Origin of the sequence: Lysinibacillus sp. FSL M8-0134 (assembly GCF_038069745.1) — a bacterium.
Taxonomy (GTDB): Bacteria; Bacillota; Bacilli; order Bacillales_A; family Planococcaceae; genus Lysinibacillus; species Lysinibacillus irui.
Genome location: NZ_JBBPAJ010000001.1, coordinates 2,738,595 through 2,760,761 on the forward strand (window position 1 = coordinate 2,738,595; position 22,167 = coordinate 2,760,761).

At 38.9% G+C, this 22,167-nt stretch carries 20 protein-coding genes and 1 riboswitch; of the genes, 5 read left to right on the plus strand and 15 right to left on the minus strand.

The features are described from left to right. Positions 1-118: 118 nt before the first annotated feature. Positions 119-1,168, plus strand: coding sequence for a Cj0069 family protein (locus tag MKY49_RS14020; protein ID WP_341386524.1), 1,050 nt, complete (start codon positions 119-121; stop codon positions 1,166-1,168). A gap of 30 nt (positions 1,169-1,198) precedes the next feature. Here MKY49_RS14020 and MKY49_RS14025 read toward each other — a convergent pair whose 3' ends face one another. From MKY49_RS14025 to MKY49_RS14035, 3 genes are all read right to left on the minus strand, one after another. Continuing rightward, positions 1,199-1,831, minus strand: coding sequence for a LysE family transporter (locus tag MKY49_RS14025; protein WP_312507455.1), 633 nt, complete (start codon positions 1,829-1,831; stop codon positions 1,199-1,201). Between the two features lie 112 nt (positions 1,832-1,943). Further along, the gene (locus MKY49_RS14030; protein WP_341386526.1) at positions 1,944-2,684 is read right to left on the minus strand and encodes a tetratricopeptide repeat protein; all 741 of its coding nucleotides are present in this window, start codon (positions 2,682-2,684) and stop codon (positions 1,944-1,946) included. 91 nt (positions 2,685-2,775) lie between these two features. Then, entirely contained in the window at positions 2,776-4,491 is a 1,716-nt protein-coding gene (locus tag MKY49_RS14035) for a methyl-accepting chemotaxis protein (RefSeq protein ID WP_341386527.1), read from the minus strand. A gap of 204 nt (positions 4,492-4,695) precedes the next feature. Here MKY49_RS14035 and MKY49_RS14040 point away from each other — a divergent pair, with 204 nt between their 5' ends. From MKY49_RS14040 to nspC, 3 genes are all read left to right on the plus strand, one after another. Then, positions 4,696-4,902 carry a hypothetical protein gene (locus MKY49_RS14040; RefSeq protein ID WP_312507452.1) on the plus strand — a complete coding sequence of 69 codons (207 nt, stop codon included), beginning with the start codon at positions 4,696-4,698 and terminating at the stop codon, positions 4,900-4,902. A gap of 420 nt (positions 4,903-5,322) precedes the next feature. Beyond that, positions 5,323-6,552: a saccharopine dehydrogenase family protein gene (locus MKY49_RS14045; protein ID WP_274793596.1), complete on the plus strand. Its 1,230-nt coding sequence runs from the start codon at positions 5,323-5,325 to the stop codon at positions 6,550-6,552. Then, positions 6,549-7,688, plus strand: coding sequence for a carboxynorspermidine decarboxylase (gene nspC, locus MKY49_RS14050; protein ID WP_274793597.1), 1,140 nt, complete (start codon positions 6,549-6,551; stop codon positions 7,686-7,688). Before MKY49_RS14045 ends, nspC begins: the two co-directional genes overlap by 4 nt. 45 nt (positions 7,689-7,733) lie before the next feature. Here the strand turns inward: nspC and MKY49_RS14055 are convergent, their stop codons facing one another. The 6 genes from MKY49_RS14055 to mce all read right to left on the minus strand — a co-directional run bounded on the left by MKY49_RS14055 (position 7,734) and on the right by mce (position 13,675). Continuing rightward, entirely contained in the window at positions 7,734-8,615 is an 882-nt protein-coding gene (locus MKY49_RS14055; RefSeq protein WP_341386528.1) for an amidase, read from the minus strand. Between the two features lie 43 nt (positions 8,616-8,658). Continuing rightward, positions 8,659-8,750, minus strand: a riboswitch (cyclic di-GMP riboswitch). Positions 8,751-8,887: 137 nt separating this feature from the next. Continuing rightward, positions 8,888-9,376, minus strand: coding sequence for a chemotaxis protein CheW (locus MKY49_RS14060; protein ID WP_274793599.1), 489 nt, complete (start codon positions 9,374-9,376; stop codon positions 8,888-8,890). Between the two features lie 25 nt (positions 9,377-9,401). Further along, positions 9,402-10,517, minus strand: a complete 1,116-nt coding sequence (locus tag MKY49_RS14065) for a M20/M25/M40 family metallo-hydrolase (RefSeq protein ID WP_341386530.1) — start codon at positions 10,515-10,517, stop codon at positions 9,402-9,404. A 136-nt stretch (positions 10,518-10,653) separates the two neighbouring features. Beyond that, positions 10,654-11,607, minus strand: a complete 954-nt coding sequence (locus MKY49_RS14070; protein WP_274793601.1) for a hypothetical protein — start codon at positions 11,605-11,607, stop codon at positions 10,654-10,656. Between the two features lie 101 nt (positions 11,608-11,708). Beyond that, positions 11,709-13,256: an acyl-CoA carboxylase subunit beta gene (locus MKY49_RS14075; protein ID WP_274793602.1), complete on the minus strand. Its 1,548-nt coding sequence runs from the start codon at positions 13,254-13,256 to the stop codon at positions 11,709-11,711. Positions 13,257-13,261: 5 nt separating this feature from the next. Further along, positions 13,262-13,675 (minus strand): methylmalonyl-CoA epimerase, encoded by a 414-nt coding sequence (mce, locus tag MKY49_RS14080; RefSeq protein ID WP_107949440.1) that lies wholly within the window; start codon positions 13,673-13,675, stop codon positions 13,262-13,264. A 125-nt stretch (positions 13,676-13,800) separates the two neighbouring features. Between mce and prli42 the strand changes: the two genes are divergently transcribed. Next, entirely contained in the window at positions 13,801-13,896 is a 96-nt protein-coding gene (gene prli42 / locus MKY49_RS14085; protein WP_155273190.1) for a stressosome-associated protein Prli42, read from the plus strand. A 21-nt stretch (positions 13,897-13,917) separates the two neighbouring features. On the opposite strand, the gene MKY49_RS14090 is transcribed toward prli42, so the two are convergent. The 6 genes from MKY49_RS14090 to MKY49_RS14115 form a co-directional block, all read right to left on the minus strand. Continuing rightward, a complete protein-coding gene (locus MKY49_RS14090; protein ID WP_341386532.1) occupies positions 13,918-14,928 on the minus strand; it encodes an aromatic acid exporter family protein in 1,011 nt (336 codons plus the stop codon). Positions 14,929-15,079: 151 nt separating this feature from the next. Then, positions 15,080-15,520 carry a BrxA/BrxB family bacilliredoxin gene (locus tag MKY49_RS14095; protein ID WP_274793604.1) on the minus strand — a complete coding sequence of 147 codons (441 nt, stop codon included), beginning with the start codon at positions 15,518-15,520 and terminating at the stop codon, positions 15,080-15,082. 161 nt (positions 15,521-15,681) lie between these two features. Then, positions 15,682-16,779, minus strand: coding sequence for a methylmalonyl Co-A mutase-associated GTPase MeaB (meaB, locus tag MKY49_RS14100; protein ID WP_322605589.1), 1,098 nt, complete (start codon positions 16,777-16,779; stop codon positions 15,682-15,684). Beyond that, positions 16,779-18,932 (minus strand): methylmalonyl-CoA mutase, encoded by a 2,154-nt coding sequence (scpA, locus tag MKY49_RS14105; protein ID WP_341386534.1) that lies wholly within the window; start codon positions 18,930-18,932, stop codon positions 16,779-16,781. Before scpA ends, meaB begins: the two co-directional genes overlap by 1 nt. Beyond that, positions 18,929-20,632, minus strand: coding sequence for a methylmalonyl-CoA mutase family protein (locus tag MKY49_RS14110; protein WP_274793607.1), 1,704 nt, complete (start codon positions 20,630-20,632; stop codon positions 18,929-18,931). The genes scpA and MKY49_RS14110 overlap by 4 nt, the downstream gene beginning before the upstream one ends. A gap of 120 nt (positions 20,633-20,752) precedes the next feature. Then, positions 20,753-22,096 carry a dihydrolipoamide acetyltransferase family protein gene (locus tag MKY49_RS14115; RefSeq protein ID WP_341386535.1) on the minus strand — a complete coding sequence of 448 codons (1,344 nt, stop codon included), beginning with the start codon at positions 22,094-22,096 and terminating at the stop codon, positions 20,753-20,755. Positions 22,097-22,167: the final 71 nt, after the last annotated feature.

Sequence of the window (22,167 nt, forward strand, 5' to 3'; positions counted from 1 at the left end):
TCCTATTATAGATATAGCAAAATATGAATTTATACATAAATTTTACATATTTCATATATCTTTTCTCCCTTTTTGTCAACTATACTGAACATAATAACAGACAAAGGGAGGTACTATTATGGATAAAAAAGTTATTATTTTCGAGGTTGAGGGTGGCACAGATAAAGGACCAGACGGCTATCGCCCAGATACAATGCCCATGGTGGATGCATTAAAGCAACGAGGGCAAGATGCTGAGGTTCTTTTCTTTGATGTCACTAAAAAACAGGCAATTTTTGAGTATGTAAAAGAGCATGGTGTAGCCTATGTATCCCGCATTAATCCAGGCAACTTGCAGCATGAAGAAGAGTATTTTGAAATGTTGCGGGAGCTATGCCAAGCGGGAATTATAGGAATGCCACATCCAGATGCCATGATTAGCTACGGTTCTAAAGATGTGTTATCAAAGCTTACCACGACTAATTTAGTACCTGATGATACATTTGCCTACTACACAATCGAAGCATTCAAAACACAATTCCCTATATCCTTAGCCGTGACTGAACGTGTTCTAAAGCAAAACCGTGGTTCAACTGGTGAAGGCATTTGGCGAGTAAACTTGGTGGACCCACTGGCCGAGGGCGTTACTGCAGTGCCACTTGATGCTCAAATTAAATGTACAGAAGCAAAAGATAACCATGTTGAATATTGGCAACTTGGCGACTTTATGACGTTTTGTGAGCAGTATATTACTGGTGCCAATGGTATGTTAATTGATATGCGATTTCTTCCACGTATTACAGAGGGGGAAATCCGTTTATTGATGTTACGAGATCACCCTGTTCATGTCGTACATAAGAAACCTGCTGAAACGAAGGATGCCTTTAGTGCAACGCTCTTTTCAGGTGCTCACTATCGTTATGATCAGCCCGAAGAATGGCCAGAGCTTGTAGAAAACTTTTTAGCACAGCTCCCTCACATGACAAGCTTATTAGGGAATCATGATTTACCGCTGATTTGGACTGCTGATTTTATGTTAGATACAAATGAAGCGGGAGAAGATTGCTATATTTTAGGGGAAATGAATTGTTCCTGTGTTGGTTTTACGTCTGAACTTTCGTTAGCGCAGCAAGTAGCAGAAGAAATAGTCATGTGTATGGATGAGCGTACAGAGGTTGTTGCGCAATAAAAAAAGTGCGATCTTTTTAGATCGCACTTTTCATATATAAATCTTAATTGCTTGTATAAATTCATATATAAAATAACCAGCAAAGCCAATTAACAAGAATCCTGCTACAATGGTAAATGTTTTAATCATTTTACGATTCATTGCTTTACGTGTCACCGAGACAATCGTTAGTAAACCGATATCGTGGAGTAAAATTCCACTAAGAACACCAGCAGCAATGATTAAAAAGCTTGTCTGCTCTCCTTGTCCATAGGATTTCGCTAAAACCACTCCAAATACATTAACCCAAAAAACGAGATTACCAGGTGAAATTGCTACTAGTAGGCCATTAAAATAAGAGGCAAAAAACGATTTGGTGACTTTTTCTCCTACCAACGTAATATCATGGTCGGCATTCTTGATCGAATCATACCCTAACAAAAATAAAAATCCTGCCCCTATAATCCACATGGGTAGTTGTACCATCGGCATAGCCAATATAGAAGCTAGTCCCATATACAAGGCAAAAACTAATACTATATCAATGGTCATGCCACCAAGTCCCACAGCCCAGCCGTGTATAAAACCATTTTTGAGTCCTTGCTTTGTCATTTCTACCGTAATTGCTCCTACAGGCATGGCAATGGCAAGTCCTACTAATACATACGCTACATATAAACTCAAAAAAACACTTCTTTCATGTCATCGATAAGCTTCATACGTCCGTTTATACATTCATGGTAGCATAAATATACTTTAAAGGAAATAATTATAAATATTAAATATATTTCTAGATTTATAGCATCTGCTTTTTCCATTGAGCCAGTACATCGTTTGATTTTGCTAGGTCCATTTTCAATGTAACTTGCTTGGCTGTGCAACGTTTTTTGGCTTTTTCCCATGCTTCTTCTAAGGCCGGTAAATAGCTTAAATTTTTAGTTGCGGCTATAAGTTGTAAAAAAATATTCCCTTGAATATAGTGCCAACGAGGATTCATACCATCTAATAGAATAGCTTCCTCAATTAAGCGCAGCGCCAGATAGGGGCTTCCCTCATGTCGATTTAAAAACTGTGCAAAAGCCCCCCAGTATAGCGCTTTATTTGGCTGTAGCTTGATGGCCTCAGCATATTGTACGGTTGCCTTATCATGTTCTTTAGCAAGGACATAATATTCAGCCATTGTATAATAAGCATTCGCCTGTGCTTCAATGGTCCCTGCTAATAATTCATCGACTACTTTTCCAAACTGTTCACTATCTTGACTACCTATATAAGCAGCAAGAACATCTTGTTCTGGATAGGAGCCATCTGTTCGTTCTACACTTTGCTTCACCTTCTCATCAGTAGTTGCCGGTATATTGGCATAACCATTTGCCTCAAGCAATGCAACATGTTGCAAAATGAGCTGTTTAGCCTCCCCATCTTTAATGGTTTCATTGGCAAGTATATCTTTAGCTAGTTGATAACTCTCTTTTACTTGTCCACTTACAAATAAGTCATTGATTTGTTGAACTTGCTCATCCATTCGATTAACCACTATTCATATCCTCGCCTTCACCTAAAGAAAAATCTTATAGTTAGTGTACCATCTTCATAGTGTAAGAAAAAGATAACCTGTCCTAATCTTTCTACAATTCTTTTAATTTAAATGCTTTAACATGTTGCTCTAGTGTATGAGCCATTTGATTTGTTTCATTAGACCCTTGTGAAACCTCATCAATACTTGTAGTTGTTTGCTGTGCTGCGAGCGTAATCATATTCATCGTTTCCTCAATATCTCGAATCGATTCTGTTAATCGTTGAATCATTTGAACAATATGAGCTGATTTTTGATTTTCAGCGGTCATGGCATTCGATATAGCAATCATTTCATCAACTGTAGTAGCCACTGCTGTTGAAATATTTCCTAAAGCTTGTGCTGTTAAACGCACCGTCTCTGTTCCTTTTTGGATATATTGCGTATTATTATTCGTTGATGTCATGACTTGCTGTACATGTTGCATAATATCCCCAATAAGTTGCTCTACTTGTAAAACCTCCTGATTGGATTGCTCAGCAAGCTTACGTACTTCCTCTGCTACAATGGCAAAGCCCTTCCCATGATCCCCTGCTCTAGCAGCTTCAATTGAAGCATTTAAGGCGAGCAAATTCGTTTGTGAGGCAATAGTAGCGATAGACGTTGTAATAGTCTGGATTTTGGTGGCAGAGCTAACTAAGTTTTCTACTGTCTGACGTACTTCACCTGATCCGCTATGAATTAATGCCATATCATTGCTTATATCCTTTGCTAATCGCTCACCCTCTGTTGCTAAATTCATTGTTTGTCGAGCATTCTCTGCACTTTTATTGGCATTGTTTTGAATCATTTGAAGATCTTCTGCTAAAGATGTAAGAACATCTGTGGCATTTTCCGCATGATGCATCCCTGCAGTCACAGCACTTGTTACCTCTTCAATATTATTAGCGACACCTTGAATTGTATTAGTCATATTCATCAAAGTGGAAGCGGTTTCATCTGCATTATTAGTTAGAGTATTGGAAGTGGAACGCATTGTCATAATCATATTTTGTAAATTAGCCGTCATTCGATTTAATGTATTCGCTAAATCCTCCACTTCATCCTTACTGTTAATCTTAGTTTCAGGTACAGCTAAATTACCATTTGCAATTTCTTTTGCCTGCTGAATAAGGACAGTAATAGGTTTTACTTTTCGACGGATTAAAAATCCAGTAATGATAGAAGCAATAAGCATTGGGAAAATACTAATTAATATACCGTTCCGTACGACATCCCAAGTTCGCTCCTTGACGATATTGGCATCAAAATCGATAACACTAATGGCAATAATCTCTTTATTAGAGTCGTGGTCTTTAAAAATAGGCGCATAGCCAGATAAACGCTCCATCCCAGCAAAGGTATATGGTTGTGAGTATGTCGGGTGTTGATGTGAAAGCAAATTTTCAAGCGCTTCTTTGTCTACATAAAATGAATCGCCAGGTGCAAAGCCTTTCTCAGCTAATTGATCATCAAGGGCTATTAATGTACCATCAAGGGCTAATATATATTGTGTTTGGAAAATATCTTTATGGCCCGTTGTCCAGTTTAAATCCTTCCCAATACGCTGCTGTGCAGCTTGATCGCCGCTAATGGCCTTATCTATCTGTTCTGGATTGATCAAACCTGTCGTAATATTGGCACAGCCATAGGCCTCTACACCAGCAGCATCATATAGTTTATTGTATGCAGTTATGTATGTGGCGAGCGAAGTGATCCCTAGCATAACAACTAAAATACCAGCGATAATCGTCCCTAGTTGAAAAGTTAATGAATTGCGTAATTTCACGATTCATCGTCTCCCCTTTCTTGTCATAATCTATGAATATTTCCTATTATTTCTCATCATACTATAAAAAGATGTATTAAAAAAGCATCTTTAATTTATCTTAGAAGTTTAAAGTGTTGGATAAAAGTTCTGAATTGTGCGATAATTGAAGTAAACTTTCTTCATTTTGAAAGCAAAGTACTTCAACAAATAGGAGGGCTTGCTATGAATAAACGTTTTCATTTTATATCGCTTATTATGGGAAATTTGTTAACAATAGGAGCTATCTTCATTTATACCGTGCATAGTCAAGTGCATGTAGCCCTCAGTACGTATGCTCTAGTGATGGGATTTTTAAGTACATTGCTCGTAATCTTCTTTTATGTTTGGGGAGAGGAGAAGCAACAAATACCAAACCGTTATTTGAAATAATATGCATAAAACTAACTTGACTTGCCATTACTACTATAAAACGTTCCCTTTCTACCTTTAGTGTAAAAGGGATATTTTTATGTAAAGTTAGAAAGCATTAGCTCTTTAAGAATCCTATTTCATTCTTTTATTGATGTTACAGTTATTTTTTAAAGAGATTTAGTCGAACTGCTTCTCCTAACAGAAACATTTTGATATGAGTTGATTTCAATTCATTTTTTTACTAAATAGGCTGATTCGTTTAGTTCTTTTCATTCACAATTGGCTTCTTTTTCGAGGTATTCCCCTCTGATTACGACTAATTGTTGTAGAAAAACAAAATTTTTTGTAGAAAATTTTAAAACAATGATTGAGTACTATATCAAATTTCTGTATAATCAGCTTGTTTGACAATACTTTTATGAACTTGGGGGTAGACAATTGGGTAAAGCATTGATTATCGGAGCTGGCGGAGTTGCCAGTGTTGTGGTACACAAGTGTGTTCAAAATTCGGACGTATTTGAGGAAATTTGTATCGCAAGTAGAACTGTTTCAAAATGTGACGCTCTAAAAGAAAAACTAGACGGCGGAAAAACAAAAATTCATACTGCACAGGTAGACGCAGACAACACAGAAGAGGTTATTGAGCTTATAAAATCTTTCGGACCTGATGTTGTTATTAACGTTGCACTACCTTATCAGGACTTAACGATTATGGATGCTTGCTTAGCGACAGGTGTGCACTATGTGGATACTGCAAACTACGAGCCACCTGAAACGGCTAAATTTGAATATAAATGGCAATGGGCTTATAAAGAGAAGTTTGAAAAAGCTGGCTTAACTGCATTACTTGGTAGCGGTTTCGATCCAGGTGTTACAGGCGTTTTCACAGCTCATGCGCAAAAACATGAATTTGATGAAATCCACTATATCGATATCGTGGATGCAAATGCGGGAGATCATGGTTATCATTTCGCAACAAACTTCAACCCAGAAATTAACATTCGCGAAATTACAGCGAATGGTCGTTACTGGAAAGATGGTGAGTGGGTAGAAACTGCACCACTTGAGAAAAAAGAAGTTTATAACCTACCAGAAATCGGGCCAAAAGATATTTACCTTCTATACCATGAAGAGCTTGAATCACTAGCGAAAAATATCAAAGGTTTAAAACAAATCCGCTTCTGGATGACGTTCTCTGAAAAATACTTAACACACTTAAAAGTATTAGAAAACGTAGGTATGACATCAATTGAGCCGATCGAATTTGAAGGTCAAATGATTCAACCAATTCACTTCCTAAAAGCAGTATTACCAGATCCAGCTTCTCTTGGACCACGTACAAAAGGTAAAACAAATATCGGATGTATCATTCGCGGTCTAAAAGATGGCAAAGAAAAAACGTATTATGTTTACAATGTTTGTGATCACGAAGAGTGCTATAACGAGGTTGGTTCACAAGCGATTTCTTACACAACTGGTGTACCAGCTATGATCGGTGCAATGCTTGTGATGAATGGTCAATGGCGTAAACCGGGTGTTTGGAACGTGGAAGAGTTCGATCCAGATCCATTCATGGATGCACTAAATAAATGGGGTCTACCATGGCAAGAAAGCCATAACCCAGAATTACTTGACCTTGATTTAGATGCAAAGGAATTAAGCCGATGAAACCAATTGATTTTTCAAAAGTTCCATCCCCTTCCTATGTAGTGGATGAACGATTATTAACAAAAAATCTTGAGCTTTTAAAATCAATTCAAGATCGTACAGGCTGCCGAATTTTACTAGCCCTTAAAGGTTTCTCAATGCATTCAACATTCCCTTTAGTTGGGGAATATTTAGCAGGTATTACAGCCAGCTCACTACATGAGGCACGCCTGGGCTATGAAAAAATGGGCAAGGAAGTTCACGTTTATGCTCCTGCATATATTGAGCATGAAATGGACGAGCTTCTAGGATATGTGGATCACATTGTTTTTAACTCATTTAACCAATGGGCACAGTACAAGGATAAAGTGAAATCTGCAGGTAAAACAATTGAATGTGGTATTCGAGTAAATCCTGAGTACTCTGAAATTGAAACTGCGCTTTACGATCCTTGCTATACAAATTCCCGTCTTGGTACGACTTTAGCTAACTTCGATAAATCACAGCTTGACGGCATTGATGGCTTGCACTTCCATGCGATGTGTGAGCAAAACTCTGATACGTTAGAGCGTATTATTGAAGTAGTAGAAGAAAAGTTTGGTGATGTTTTACACCAAATGAAATGGTTAAACTTTGGTGGTGGCCACCATATTACACGTGAAGATTATGATGTAGAGAAACTTGTTCACATCATTAATTATATTCAAGAAAAGTATAACCTGCTTGTTTACCTAGAGCCAGGTGAAGCAGTAGCGCTTAATACAGGCTATTTAGTCGCTACAGTACTTGATATTCAAAAAAATGGGATGGACCTTGCTATTTTAGATACGTCAGCAACATGTCATATGCCTGACGTACTTGAAATGCCATACCGCCCAATGATCATTGGCTCTGGTCAAGCGAATGAATTCGCACACACATATCGCTTAGGTGGACTTACATGTCTTGCTGGTGATGTGATTGGCGATTATTCGTTTGAAGAGCCATTAAAACCAGGTGATCGACTTGTCTTCACAGATATGGCCCATTATTCAATGGTGAAAAACCATATGTTTAACGGCGTCAACCTCCCTTCTATCGTTTCTTATAATGATGAAGAAGGTATTAAAGTCATTCGTGAATTTAAATTCGAGGACTACAGCGGTCGACTATCCTAATACCAATAGAAAAGTCCTTCCAGTTTTACACTGGAAGGACTTTTTTTATGGCCGCATGATCATCCAATTCTCCACATAATGAATGGCTACTCCATGAAAAGCATCATTATTTGAAAAATGTTGCTGAACAAGTAAAAGCTGTTCATTCATATAGGCTTCTCCATTATCATAAAAAGTAATATTTTGCCCTTCCTCTGAAGCGCCTGTTTCTACACCAATTACAATCGATTTATTCACCATGGAAGCATAAGCGATTTCATGCTCAACAATAGAAATAATATCTTTTGCAGCATCGCGATAGGCCATGATCGTCACACTATCCACATGGTCAATGACCCAATCAGCTAATAACCCTTTTCCAAATTCGTTATGATACTGAACTTCATCAAACCAAAATGGCATATCTACTTCTAAAGTAAGTTGTAACTGATTTGCTTGCTCACTTGCTTTCATTATTAGTGTTTGATAGGATCCTATCGTTTGTGCTTGATGTGAGCTCCATCCACTATTTAAATAAGGTTCAACATCAAGATGAACCCCAGAAAATTGCTCAGATTCAGTTGAATTCTCATTATATGTATGTAACCAATTAAACAACTCGTCTTGGCTTCGACTACCCTCAGCTGAAACCCAGCTTGCAGCACCATCCAATGCATAAATGCGAATACCTTTGTCAGAAGCGTTGCTAATAAACTGCTTATAGTCATCGTTCGCTATGCCTTGATCGATTTGCAGATAAACCTTTTTAACATCGTTATGTTCTAAAAATAATAATATTTTTTCTTGGTCATCCATGATGAGGGATGTATCCCACAGCCACGTAGCCTTTTCCTGTGTAGCCATTGCATCAACCTTTCCACTTGATAAAGCTAATGAACTAATCATGATGACGATTAGTGCTGTCCACATTTTTAATTGTCTCTTCATACAAACTAACTCCATTCTACTCGCCACGGCTCCTAGAACAGAACCTGGCAACCTGACAATCATGCACTGAAAAAATAGTGTTTAGACTCATGGCTTTGCGTCCTTCCCTTTCGGTGAAGTTTGCCTTTTTCAGTTTTTTCTTACTCATTATCATACGCGGTTAGCAACGGTTTGTCTGTAGGTATAATGCATAATTGTCACATGTATGATCAGGTAAAAACGATAAAATACAGGTTAAATTTACTAGTCAAATATAAAAAAACGTAGAGTACTTAAGCCTCTACGTTTTCCTTTTCATTTTCAAGCATTTTGTGTAAATAATCGATAATTTCCCGAATGCCCTCTAATGAATTAACCAGTATTTTTGGATCAACATATGTTATCATACGATTTTCTAGATTAGCTACAGCTGTAAAGTAGCGCGTTTTACTATAATTGACAAGACCCAATTGTTGCAGTATGGAATCATCAAAATCAAGAATTTCACGAGCCTCTGTAACAAGTAATCCATAATTGACAACGTCCGTATTCATCACAATAATACGAGCAGTTGCTGTATTGGAGGAGCGGTTGTATAGTATTCGTTCAAAATCGAGAACGGGTACAAGCTCACCTCGAATTCTTGTAAAGCCTAGAAGATAGTTCGGTAAATGAGGAATAGGTGTTACATGCTCTAATTTTTCAATTGATATCGCTTGCTCTACAGGTACCGCATATTCCTCTGTCCCACAAGCAAAAACGACTGCTTTGACACTTTCCATGCGTTCACATCCTTCTATTCGACTGTTATTTTTTTGCAGATTCCTTGACGATTTCAACGAGTAAATCTGCTAATTTTTCTAATTCTTCGACTGGTATTTTTTCATTTGTTGTATGAATATCCTCGTATCCGACAGATAAATTCACTGTAGGAATACCAAATCCTGCGATCACATTCGCATCCGATCCTCCACCAGAAATACCTAATGTTGGTGTACGGTCAATATTGCGAACAGCTTCCATAGCAACCTGCACAACTTTATCTGTTTCTGTTACACGGAATCCAGGATACATAAGCTTCACTTCCACTTCTGCACGTGCGCCTAATGAAGCGGAAACCTGTTCAAATGTTTCCTGCATATGCTTTGTTTGGGCATCTAATTTAGCTTGATCAATGGAACGTGCTTCAGCTAGAATCGTCACTTCATCACATACGATATTCGTTGCTTGGCCACCTTCGAAGCGTCCAATATTAGCTGTCGTTTCCTCATCTAAACGCCCAAGCTTCATTTGAGCAATACACTTAGATGCTACTGTAATAGCGGAAATACCTTTTTCAGGAGCAACCCCAGCATGTGCCGTTTTGCCAATAATCTTTGCAAAAATTTTCGCTTGGAATGGTGCGGCTGTTACGATCCCACCTACTTTGCCATCACTATCCACCGCAAAGCCATACTTTGCTTTAATGTTAGATGGATCTAACTCTTTAGCACCAGCAAGACCGCTCTCTTCACCAGCGGTAATAATGAATTCTATATCTCCGTGCTCTATATCTTGCTCTTTTAATCGCTTGACCATCTCAAAGAGTGCTGCTAGGCCTGCCTTATCATCAGCACCTAAAATTGTCGTACCATCGGATACGATATAACCATCTTCACGCAGGGATGGTTGAATGCCTTTCCCTGGAACAACTGTATCCATATGAGAAGTAAAATAGATTGGCTCCACATCTAGAGTACCTTTTAAAGTGGCGATAATATTGCCTGCTCCATGTCCATTACGCGTATGTGCATCATCTTGGATGACTGTAAATCCAAGTGCAGTTAATTTATCTACAAGAATTGGTGCAATTACTTGTTCATACTTTGTTTCTGAATCAATTTGAACGAGCTCAAAAAACTCTTCTACTAAACGACTTGTCATGTTGTAAAACTCCCTTAGTTTACGTGTTCTTCCACGTTATAGTATACGTATTATTTTAGCACAACGTCAGAAGAGTTGAAATCACTTGAACAATCCGACAGACAAAAAGTCCGAGAAAAAAATCCTCAGACTTTCCTTAGACATTTAAAATAGCCTCTTTTTCTTCTATTATCGTTTGTAGATAGCTCACTGCTTTGTTATGTTTATCCCGTAAGCGCCAAATTGTATTATGTACATCATCTTGCACACGTGATACCTGTTCCCTTGCAGTTGAAATTTTAGAATGGACAGACCAGGCTGAAAAAATATCATCAAAGAAGTAGTCAGCAAATTTAACGAAACCATCTGTCTCCACATGGAGTGATTTTGTTGACATCTCATGAACATCCAATAATTCATTATGAAAACGTTGCAAGGCAATTTGAGCACTGTGTAAGTAGTTCTCCGATTGATCGAGTGCATCGTGCTTTAAGTGAGTGGCAATGAGTCCACCGCCAAAAAAAGTATCCCAAGTGGAGTATCCGCTGGCAGAATGTAATGAAGCTGCCGCTTGCCCTAGCTTTGTTAAGGCTACTTCTCCTGCTTCCTCAGCTTCTTGGATTTCTGTTATCAGTTGTTTGGTTAACATTTCTTCATTTGCTAAATGCTCTAGTCTAGCTGCTTGTGCTGGATCATGAAGCTGTAAGTACTTGTTCTTTTTTGAAAGTACCTGTTTCAGTGCTTGTTGTAAGGCCACTTCATCTATTTGCGTTAGTTTATGCTTTACTTGAATGTTATCTTCAGTTAAGTCAACTTGCATTTTTTTTGCTTCATTCATCTTTAATTCAAGTACCGCTGCTTTATCAATTTTTTCTGCACGAAGCTCATCTTGTTGTCCAGTCCACGTACGAATCATATTCATAAACGAGAAACTATCTAATTTATCCAGTTTGGATCGAATTTGATTGAGTGCTGCTGTATGTTGGTCTATTTCCTGTTGTGTAAGTTCAATTTGGCTATTCAGTAACTGACTTTGCTCCTTTAATCTGGATGCTTTTCTTAGTTGTGCATGAATCTTTTCTTGCTCTGTTTGTAATTGCTGCCATTCCATTCATCTCAACTCCTCTTATCTATCAGTACGGATGACAAGGAAAAATGTTTCATTTAAAAAAAGAAAAACCTAGTAACTATCACGCTACTAGGCTTGTTTTTTTATAGTGGAATGTTACCGTGTTTTTTCTCTGGACGAGTTTCGTGTTTGTTTGCTAGCATATCTAGTCCTTGAATTAGCTTAATACGAGTATCTCGAGGATCGATAACATCGTCTACCATTCCACGTGAAGCTGCAACATAAGGGTTTGCAAATTTTTCTTTATATTCTTCAATTTTGGCAGCACGTGTCGCTTCTGGGTCATCCGATTTCGCTATTTCACGTGCAAAAATAATGTTCGCGGCACCTGCTGCACCCATAACAGCAATTTCAGCATTTGGCCAAGCAAATACCAGGTCTGCACCAATAGATTTAGAGTTTAAGGCAACGTAAGCGCCTCCATAAGCTTTACGTAAAATAACTGTAATTTTTGGTACTGTCGCTTCTGAATAAGCATAAAGGATTTTCGCACCATGACGAATAATACCGCCATGCTCTTGTTTAACACCTGGGAAGAAGCCAGATACGTCTTCAAATGTGATGATTGGAATATTGTAAGCATCACACGTGCGAATGAAACGAGCCGCTTTATCAGAAGAATCAATATCTAATCCACCTGCAAGTACTTTTGGTTGGTTACAAACAAGTCCAACTGATTCACCAGCAATACGTGCAAAACCAACAACTACGTTTTTTGCAAACTCTGCGTGAACCTCCATGAACGAATCTTCATCCACTACTTGTTCTACAACTCTACGTACATCATATGGTCGCGTTGTTTCAATTGGCACTGTATCCACGATTTCTGGACGGTAGTCATCCCCTTCAGGACGTGCTTGACGAGGTGCCTTTTCTTTATTATTTTGTGGTAAATAGCTTAATAGTTTCTTAATTTGATCAATTGCTTCTTCTTCAGATGGTGCGCGGAAATGAGCGTTTCCACTTACTGCATTATTGACTTTTGAACCACCTAAATCTTCAGCGGAGATTTTCTCACCCGTTACGGTTTCGATTACTTTAGGTCCTGTAATGAACATTTGAGATGTTTTATCAACCATTAGGATAAAGTCAGTAATAGCCGGAGAATATACCGCTCCACCAGCACATGGTCCCATAATAACAGAGATTTGCGGAATCACCCCTGAATAAATCGCATTACGGTAGAAAATGTGACCATAACCATCAAGAGAAAGAACACCCTCTTGGATACGTGCGCCACCTGAATCATTGATGCCGATAAATGGTGTACCATTTTTCGCAGCTAGGTCCATTACCGTCGCCATTTTTTTCGCATGCATTTCACCAAGAGCTCCACCAAACACTGTGAAATCTTGAGAGAATAAGTATACAGGACGGCCATTGATTTTTCCGAAACCGGTTACAACACCATCACCAGGACCTTCCATTTTGTCCATCCCGAAATCTACTGTACGATGCGTAATAAATGGATTGATTTCAAAAAATGTGCCATCATCTAGCAATAATTCAATACGTTCACGAGCTGTTAATTTTCCTTTTTCGTGCTGTTTGTCGATGCGCTCATAGCCACCACCAAGTTCAATTACCGTCTTACGATCATATAAATCATTGATTTTGTCGAACATATCCATATTGATCACTTATCCCCTTTTCCACTTTTATCACATAATTCATATAACACACCGAATGAAGATTTCGGATGCATGAACGCAACCTCTGCACCACCAGCACCTGGCCCTGGCTCGTCGGATAATAGACGTACACCTTTCTCCCGAAGCTCTGCCATACGCTCACGAATTCCTGTCACTCCAAAGGCCACATGATGAATGCCTTCTCCACGTTTCTCAATAAATCCATGAATGGCGCTCTTTTCACTCATTGGTTCTAATAGCTCTATTTTTACGTTGCCTGCGTCGATAAATGCCACACGAACCTGTTGAGATTCTACTTCTTCTACTTTCAACAACTTTAAACCTAAAGTTTCTGTATAATATGTAATGCGTTCATCAAGATCGCGCACCGCAATCCCAATATGGTCTACTTTCTCCATGGTGACATCTCCTTCTGTTATGGTACATACTCTATTTTACAGACTTTTTTGTCAAAACTCTACTACTTGAGAAATTTTTCAGATTTGCTAAACTATTTATAAGAAAAGAAGGAGCGAACGAGCATATGAGTAATAAAAAGTTTCAAAAAATTGTTGTTTATAGCATGATAGCGATTATGCTAATCTCATCTCTAGCATTCGGATTATCTATGCTAGTTTAAGGCAAGGCACAAGCGTCCACACTACTGTGGGCGCTCTTTTTTGACCTTTAAACCCTTAAATGATTGCTTTATTTCTAAATACCTGTCCATTTCCTCTATAAACTGATAGAGGGCTGCCTGGGCGATAAATTGCTCATGATTTTGTGGTAAAGGTAACTGTGAAAAATCATGTTTAACCTGCTCTAACTTTTCTCGATAATGTCGCGCTGTATTTCCAGAGTGAACATGCTCACCAAGGTCTTGTAAAAAATCTGCCACAATTTCAGCCTCTTGTACTATAACAGGTAATGTTGTAATTTTTGGAAGTACTCTTTCAATAATTTCTAACTGCCGCTCACGCATATCAAAATACTTGTAGTAATCATTTTTTCGTCTCATAAAATGATTTTCAACATCTTTAAATGCTAAAGACTTGGCATCATCTAATGTTTTTATCGCTTCTATGATTTCATGCCCATCCCACAGCATATCTCCTTGTCGTAAATAGCTTGCAATTTCTATAAAAATCTTACTATAAAGATCCTCAATTTTAACTCTATAGTAATTTAATTCCTTTTGAATGTCTGGCATATACATATTAATGGCAATTCCCGTTCCATAGCCGATAGCCATTAATGCTAATTCATTATAAACAAGTGCCAGCGAAAAACCTTCAGCAGCGTATATATGCATAATAATGACGACACTGGAAATAAATCCGTCTGCAACTTTTAACGACACGATGGTTGGTATAAACAGTATTAACATACCCGCTAATGTAAGTGGATGATAAGCAAAAAGCTCAAAGCTCACAAAAGCAAAAATCATCGCAATAATACTTGAGACCAATCGTGTATATGCTGCATAAATGGATTTCTTTTTCGTAGGCTGCACACATAATATGGTTAGAATACCAGCAGATGCATACGAGGCTAAATCAAAATATTGAGCAATGGCAATTGCAATTGCTGCACCGATTGCTGTTTTTAACGTTCGATAGCCGATTGAAAACTTCTTCAGGCCGACTGCCTCCCATCCTTTAGTACTCTTCACTCATATAGCTAATCATTTAGCCAATATTACAAAAATTTTAATAATAACGGAACTCACTATATATGGAGATAAGTAGGTAGCCTACATAGATAAAGTTATCTATGTGGCTATTCTACTTACATTTAATGATTTTTCTTATACAAGTATAGAATTACAGTTCGTCACAGTATTCTTCAAAGTTAGCTTGTAAATTTGTTACAACTGACATTGGGTCATGCCCTTCGATTTCATAGCGACCAACTTCGGCTACTACTTGTCCATCCTTTAAAAGCACGAATGATGGTGAAGAAGGTAAGTGATCTTCCCCGAAATGATAACGTGCTGCTGCAGTAGCTTCTTTATCTTGCCCTGCAAATACTGTTACTAAATGATCTGGGCGTTTATCGTAATGTACGCATTGTGCAGCTGCTGGACGAGCAATACCACCCGCACAACCACATACTGAGTTAACCATAACTAATGTAGTACCTGGGCGAGCAAACGCCTCTTCAACAGCTTCTGGTGTTTTAAGTTGTTCGTAACCAGCTGCCTCAATTTCAGCACGTGCTGTTTTTAAAATTTCCTGCATAAATAAATCGTAATCCATATTCATATAGCGATAGCTCCTTTCAAGTCGGCGTCATTTTAGCTTTATTTTATATAGTTGGTATTTGACGCTCATACATCTCTTATCATAGCAGTTTGCAAAGAATTTGTGCACCTTCTTGCTCAACACAAATCACTTGATTTTACTAAGATTTCAATATGACTAGTTTACTTGTCTTCCTGCTCTTCGCTAAATAAACGATCAACACCCTGTGTGACTGTCAATTGTCCGCTTAAAATTTGGCGTTCAAGCAGCTGTACATGGGCTTTTCGCTGTGGATTCCCATAAAATAAATCAATTAGATGATCAGTAATCATAGATTGGAACCACTCTTTTGTTTGATTTTGACGTCGAGTAGCCCAATATTGATTGTCTTCCACAATTTGTTTGAATTGTTCAATTGTCGCCCAAACCTTATCAAGTCCCCGTTTTTCTAGTGAACTCACTGGCATCGATGTTGACATCCAACCAGGTGTGGCAGGCTGTAAAAAATGTAAAATTTGCTTATACTCTGCAACTGTTTTTTTGGCTAAACGAACATTATCACCATCAGCTTTATGCACGATAATGGCATCCGCTAATTCCATGATTCCTTTTTTCATGCCTTGCAGCTCATCGCCAGCCCCTGTTAAAACGAGTAATAGGAAGAAATCAACCATCCCACGGACATAGGTTTCACTTTGCCCAACACCAACGGTCTCAATTAAGATCACATCATAGCCAGCCGCTTCACAAACTAACATTGTTTCACGTGTCTTTTTATGAACACCCCCTAGGGTACCTGCTGATGGGGATGGACGGACAAATGCAGTAGGCTTCTTGACGAGCTCCTCCATGCGCGTTTTATCCCCAAGAATACTTCCTCCGGATAATGAAGAGCTTGGATCAATCGCAAGGACAGCAACTCGTTTCCCCATTTCACAAAGCATTGTTCCGAAAGCTTCAATGAAGGAACTCTTCCCTGCTCCTGGAACACCTGTAATGCCTATTCGAATACTATTCCCTGTATGCGGGAGAAGCTCCTGTAATAGCTCTTGTGCTTGCACTTTATGGGTTGCATTAGAGCTTTCTATGAGGGTAATGGCTTTTGACAAATGGGTGCGAGAGCCCGCACGTACCTGTTGTGCAAGCTCTCGTATATTCAAATTGTCGGCCTTTTTCTTTCGGAATTTTTTCGGTGTACCATATTGCATACCGTCGTGAGTTGCCTCGACTCCGTCCATGACAAATAGCGCACTGTCTTCCATTTCTTTATTTTTGTCCATTATTCAGACACTTCCTCATAGCCTAAACGTTTGTAGATTTCCTCTATAATTTTTTGTGCGGATACAGGAATTACTGTACCTGGTCCAAAAATAGCTACTGCGCCGGCATTATATAGGAATTCATAATCTTGCGCTGGAATAACACCGCCAACGATAATGATAATATCTCCACGTCCTAATTTTTCAAGCTCTGCAACCAATTCAGGGACCAATGTTTTATGACCTGCTGCTAGAGATGATACCCCAATGACATGAACATCATTTTCAACAGCCATTTGAGCTGCCTCGGCTGGTGTCATAAATAATGGTGAAATATCCACATCAAAGCCTAAATCAGCATAGCCTGTTGCAACAACTTTAGCACCACGGTCATGTCCATCTTGTCCCATTTTGGCTACTAAAATACGTGGACGACGACCTTCATTTTCAAGGAATTCTTCTGTCATTTGTTTTACTTCTGCAATTTGCTCCTCATCAGAGAAGTTTGCAGAGTAAACACCAGAAATAGAGCGAATTACGGCCTTATGACGTCCAGAAACCGCTTCGATGGCATCAGAAATTTCACCTAAAGAGGCACGTGCACGCGCTGCATCCACTGCAACAGCAAGTAAGTTTTCTTCCCCATCTTGAGCAGCTTTCGTTAAACGAGCTAAATGTTTTTGCACTTCCGCTTCATCTCGAGCTGCCTTCATTGCTTCTAAACGTTCAATTTGCTTTTGGCGTACAATTGTATTATCGATATCGAGAATATCAATTGGCTCTTCTTTTGCTAAACGATATTTATTTACCCCGACAATGGTTTCCGTTTTAGAGTCGATTTTCGCCTGACGTTTAGCCGCAGCTTCCTCGACTTTCATTTTTGGAAGTCCAGTTTCTATTGCTTTGGCCATTCCGCCAAGGGCTTCAATTTCTTCGATTAGTGCCCAAGCGGAATTTGTGATTTCGTCTGTTAATTTCTCGACGTAGTATGAACCACCCCACGGATCAATCACTTTCGTCATCGCTGTTTCTTCTTGTAAAAATAGCTGAGTATTACGAGCGATACGGGCAGAGAAATCGGTTGGAAGGGCAATTGCTTCATCTAGTGCGTTCGTATGAAGAGATTGTGTATGCCCCATCGCAGAAGCATTCGCTTCGATTAGCGTACGTGCAACATTATTAAATGGATCTTGCTCGGTTAAAGACCAACCAGATGTTTGTGAATGTGTTCGCAATGCTAATGTTTTTGGATTTTTCGGATTAAACGTTGACATCATCTGTGCCCAAATACGACGTGCTGCGCGCATTTTAGCAACTTCCATGTAATAGTTCATGCCAATTGCCCAGAAGAACGATAGTCGAGGCGCAAATGCATCAATATCAATCCCTGCTTTTAACCCTGTACGTACATATTCCAAGCCATCTGCTAATGTATACGCAAGCTCAATGTCATTTGTTGCGCCTGCTTCTTGAATATGGTAACCAGAAATCGAAATAGAGTTAAATTTAGGCATATACTTTGCTGTATATTCAAAAATATCTGCAATAATTTTCATCGACATAGCTGGTGGGTAAATATATGTATTACGCACCATGTATTCTTTTAAAATATCGTTTTGAATCGTACCTGCTAATTTCTCTGGAGTTACCCCTTGCTCTTCCGCTGCTACAATATAGAATGCAAGAACTGGTAATACTGCTCCATTCATTGTCATAGAAACGGACATTTGGTCTAACGGTATTTGATCGAAAAGGATTTTCATATCCTCAACAGAATCGATAGCTACACCAGCTTTCCCTACATCCCCCGTTACACGTGGATGATCTGAGTCATAGCCTCGGTGTGTTGCTAAGTCGAATGCTACAGAAAGCCCTTTTTGCCCCATTGCCAAGTTTCGTTTGTAAAAGGCATTAGATTCTTCAGCAGTTGAAAAACCTGCATATTGTCGAACTGTCCACGGACGAGCTACATACATGGTAGGGTATGGACCACGTGTATTAGGTGCAATACCAGCTACGTCGTTTAAATGTTTAGCTTCCTTAATATCTTCTTTTGTATAGATATCTTTAATTTCAATTCCTTCATTCGTCATAAATTTGTCTTCAGACGCTTGAGGTGCTTCAGTTGTTAAAACTTTTTCTATTTCTACTGCATTAAAATTTGGCTTGCTCATCGTTGGACCTCCTTCATGCTCGCGAACACAGACTGTAATTTTTCAATGATATTCTGTCCTGCGAAAATAAAGCCGTTTAAGCCATTTGCTAACCATGCTTCTTCTTCGTCTTTAAATTTACCAGCAACATCTACTATCACATCTGCTGGTTTATTAGCTAAAATGGCTGGTACAAGCTCTTTTGTATCTTCATCATTACCTGCAATCACCACATATCTAGCCTCTGTTGCCTTTAGCCATGCTACTGCCTCTTCAACAGTTGTTACTGGCTCGCTTTTTTCGGGAACTAGGCCAACTGTATTTAAGAAACCAGCTACAAAATCGGCACGTGGCTTAGCGCTTTTTAATGTACCTATTGCTAGAATGCCTGTTTGGACATGGGCTGCTGTCATTTTTCCACGCAGATTTTCAAATGGAATGGCGATACGCTTAATGTCAGCAAATAATGGATTTGTTTCCTGTTCAAGGGCATCGGCTGGATTAGCATAAATGTTTGTTCCAATTAATGATTGCTTGCGTGTTTCTGCAGCATTTATACGAGTTCGATAGGATTTTTCTATTTCCTCTGCCAGCTTACCAGATGCTGTGTATTCATCAATTCCACCGGCTGCCTCAATTTCTAAAAATAATGCCCATGCTTCTTTCACAAAGTCCGCTGTTAACGACTCAATGAAATAAGAACCGCCTGCAGGATCAGTTACTTTCAGGACATTTGTTTCTTCTTTTAAAATTAATGATACATTACGGGCAATACGAATAGATTGCTCCGTAGGCTTCGTTAATACATCATGTGGATGAACAGTAAAGAGGTCGGCACCACCGATTAATCCCGAAAGCGCTTCATTTGAAGAACGCAATAAATTGACATAAACATCTAATTTAGAAAAGCTTCTTAACGATGTCTCGGCAACTGTTGGGATTTTTACATTGTTTGACACACCATAAGCAGATGAGAACGCTTTCCAAAGTACTTTAAAAGCACGAAGTTTTGCAATCTCCGTAAAGAATTGTGTATCAATAGCAAACGAGACAAAAAACTTCTTCGAAAAGGCTTCAAAGCTATCTTCCTGCTCGGCAAATTTTGCTGCTAATGCAAGTGCATAGGCTAATTCTTGTACTGCATTGGCACCTTCATTATGATAAACAGTTGTATCTGCACTGACTGAGCGCACGCTCGGAAAAGCACCTAAAGAAATAGGATCTTTCGAAACAATGAATCCTTTAACTGCCTCTCGTTGATCCTCTACTATATGATCGAATACTGCTAATAATGGGTCTTTTGAATTTTGAATAGTAATTTTAAATGAATATTCAGAGAAATATGATGCTAATTTGACCAATACTTCTTCTGTCCAAACAAAATTCACACGGCTATCAATCGTAATAATTTCATTGCCTCGTGCTAAACTATCTTCAAGTTGAGCAAAAAAAGCTTCACTTGTATCAGCATGAATTTGCTGTGCCACCTGAAAAACTTGATTATTTTGTTGGGAACGGATTGTGGCAACTTGTAAATCAAGCTCTTCACCAAGCTTTGCTACTAAGCTTTCTTGTGTGTAAAGTGGCTGTAGTGTAACACCTTCATTTGTTTTCGTAAATAGTGACTCAAATGGTTTCCCTTTTAAAGCTTTGATTGCTGCATCTTGCCAGTCTGAATAGGCTGGTATTTCAAATTCAATATTTTTCATGTTGTTTGACATGCGGACGCTAATCAGCTTCCCCCCTTAGTAGTTTCTATTTGTTATTCTACATGACAAATAGCGACTCGAAAAGCATAAAAAAAATCGGAAACCTTTATACAGCAGGTTTCCGACGAGTCATCAGTAGACTGACGTTGAAGATTTATTCGTATTTTCGAGTATTTCTTTTACTCTATTTAGGAATTTGCCACATACAAGTCCATCAAGTACTCGATGATCTAATGATAAACATAAATTCACAATATCACGAGCAGCAAACATTCCACCTGGTAAAACAACTGGTTTCTTTACAATACTTTCCACTTGTAAAATTGCTGCTTGTGGGTAATTGATAATACCCATTGATTGAACTGAGCCAAATGCTCCCGTATTATTAACTGTAAATGTACCACCTGTGATGTCATCCATTGCCAATTTCCCTGTACGAACTTTTACTGCAAGCTCATGGATTTCTTTAGCAATTCCTTTAATGGATTTCTCATCAGCGTGTTTTATAACAGGGACAAATAAGGCATCATCTGTCGCTACCGCAATCGAGATATTGATGTCATGCTTTTGGATAATTTTATCTTCTGCCCACATCGAATTCAACATTGGGAACTCCTTCAAGGCTTGAGCAACTGCTTTTACAAAGAAGGCGAAATATGTAAGATTAAAGCCTTCTTTTTGCTTAAATTCATTCTTTAAGCTATCACGGTAAGCTACTAAATCTGTTACATCCACTTCCATCATCATCCAAGCATGTGGCGCTTCATGAACGCTTCTTACCATATTATTTGCAATCGCACGGCGCACTTTCGTCACTGGAATTTCAATATCTCCTGGGTGAACAGGTTGTGCTGGTGCTGCTGGTTTTTCTGCTTGTTGCTGCTGAGCTGGTGCTACAGTAGCATCTGATGTTGTTTGAACAGCTGATGGTGCTGGCACGACATCATTTGCTGTTGGAATATTGCCAGTTTCAATGAGCTTAAGCAGATCTTTTCTTGTAATACGACCACCCTCGCCTGTTCCTGTTACTTGATCGAGTGCAATATCATGCTCCTGGGCAAGACGAAGAACAGCTGGTGAGTAGCGCACTTTATCCTTGCGTACTTCTTTTGGCGTAGCTGAAGGCGTAGGAGCTGGTTGAGGTGCCTCCTGCTTCTTTTGAACCCCTGCATTTAAAATAGCTGAGCTTACTGAAGATTTTTTTTCTTGAGGCGGTGGTGGTAATTCACCTTCCCCTGCTATTTCAATAGAGCATACGACGGCTCCAACTGGTAATGTTTGACCTTCTTGCGCGATAAGCTCCGTAATAACCCCTTCAAATGAGGATGGGATTTCTGCATTTACCTTATCTGTTACGACCTCTGCTAGTGGATCATATTTTTTAACTGTATCTCCAGGCTTTACAAGCCATTTTTCAATTGTACCTTCTGTTACACTTTCACCGAGTTGAGGCATTGTAATATTTTGAACTGACATCCTTTATTCCTCCCATCAATTAAGCCTAGGCGTCATTGTATCTGATGTCGCGCTAAATCATAAAACATAGA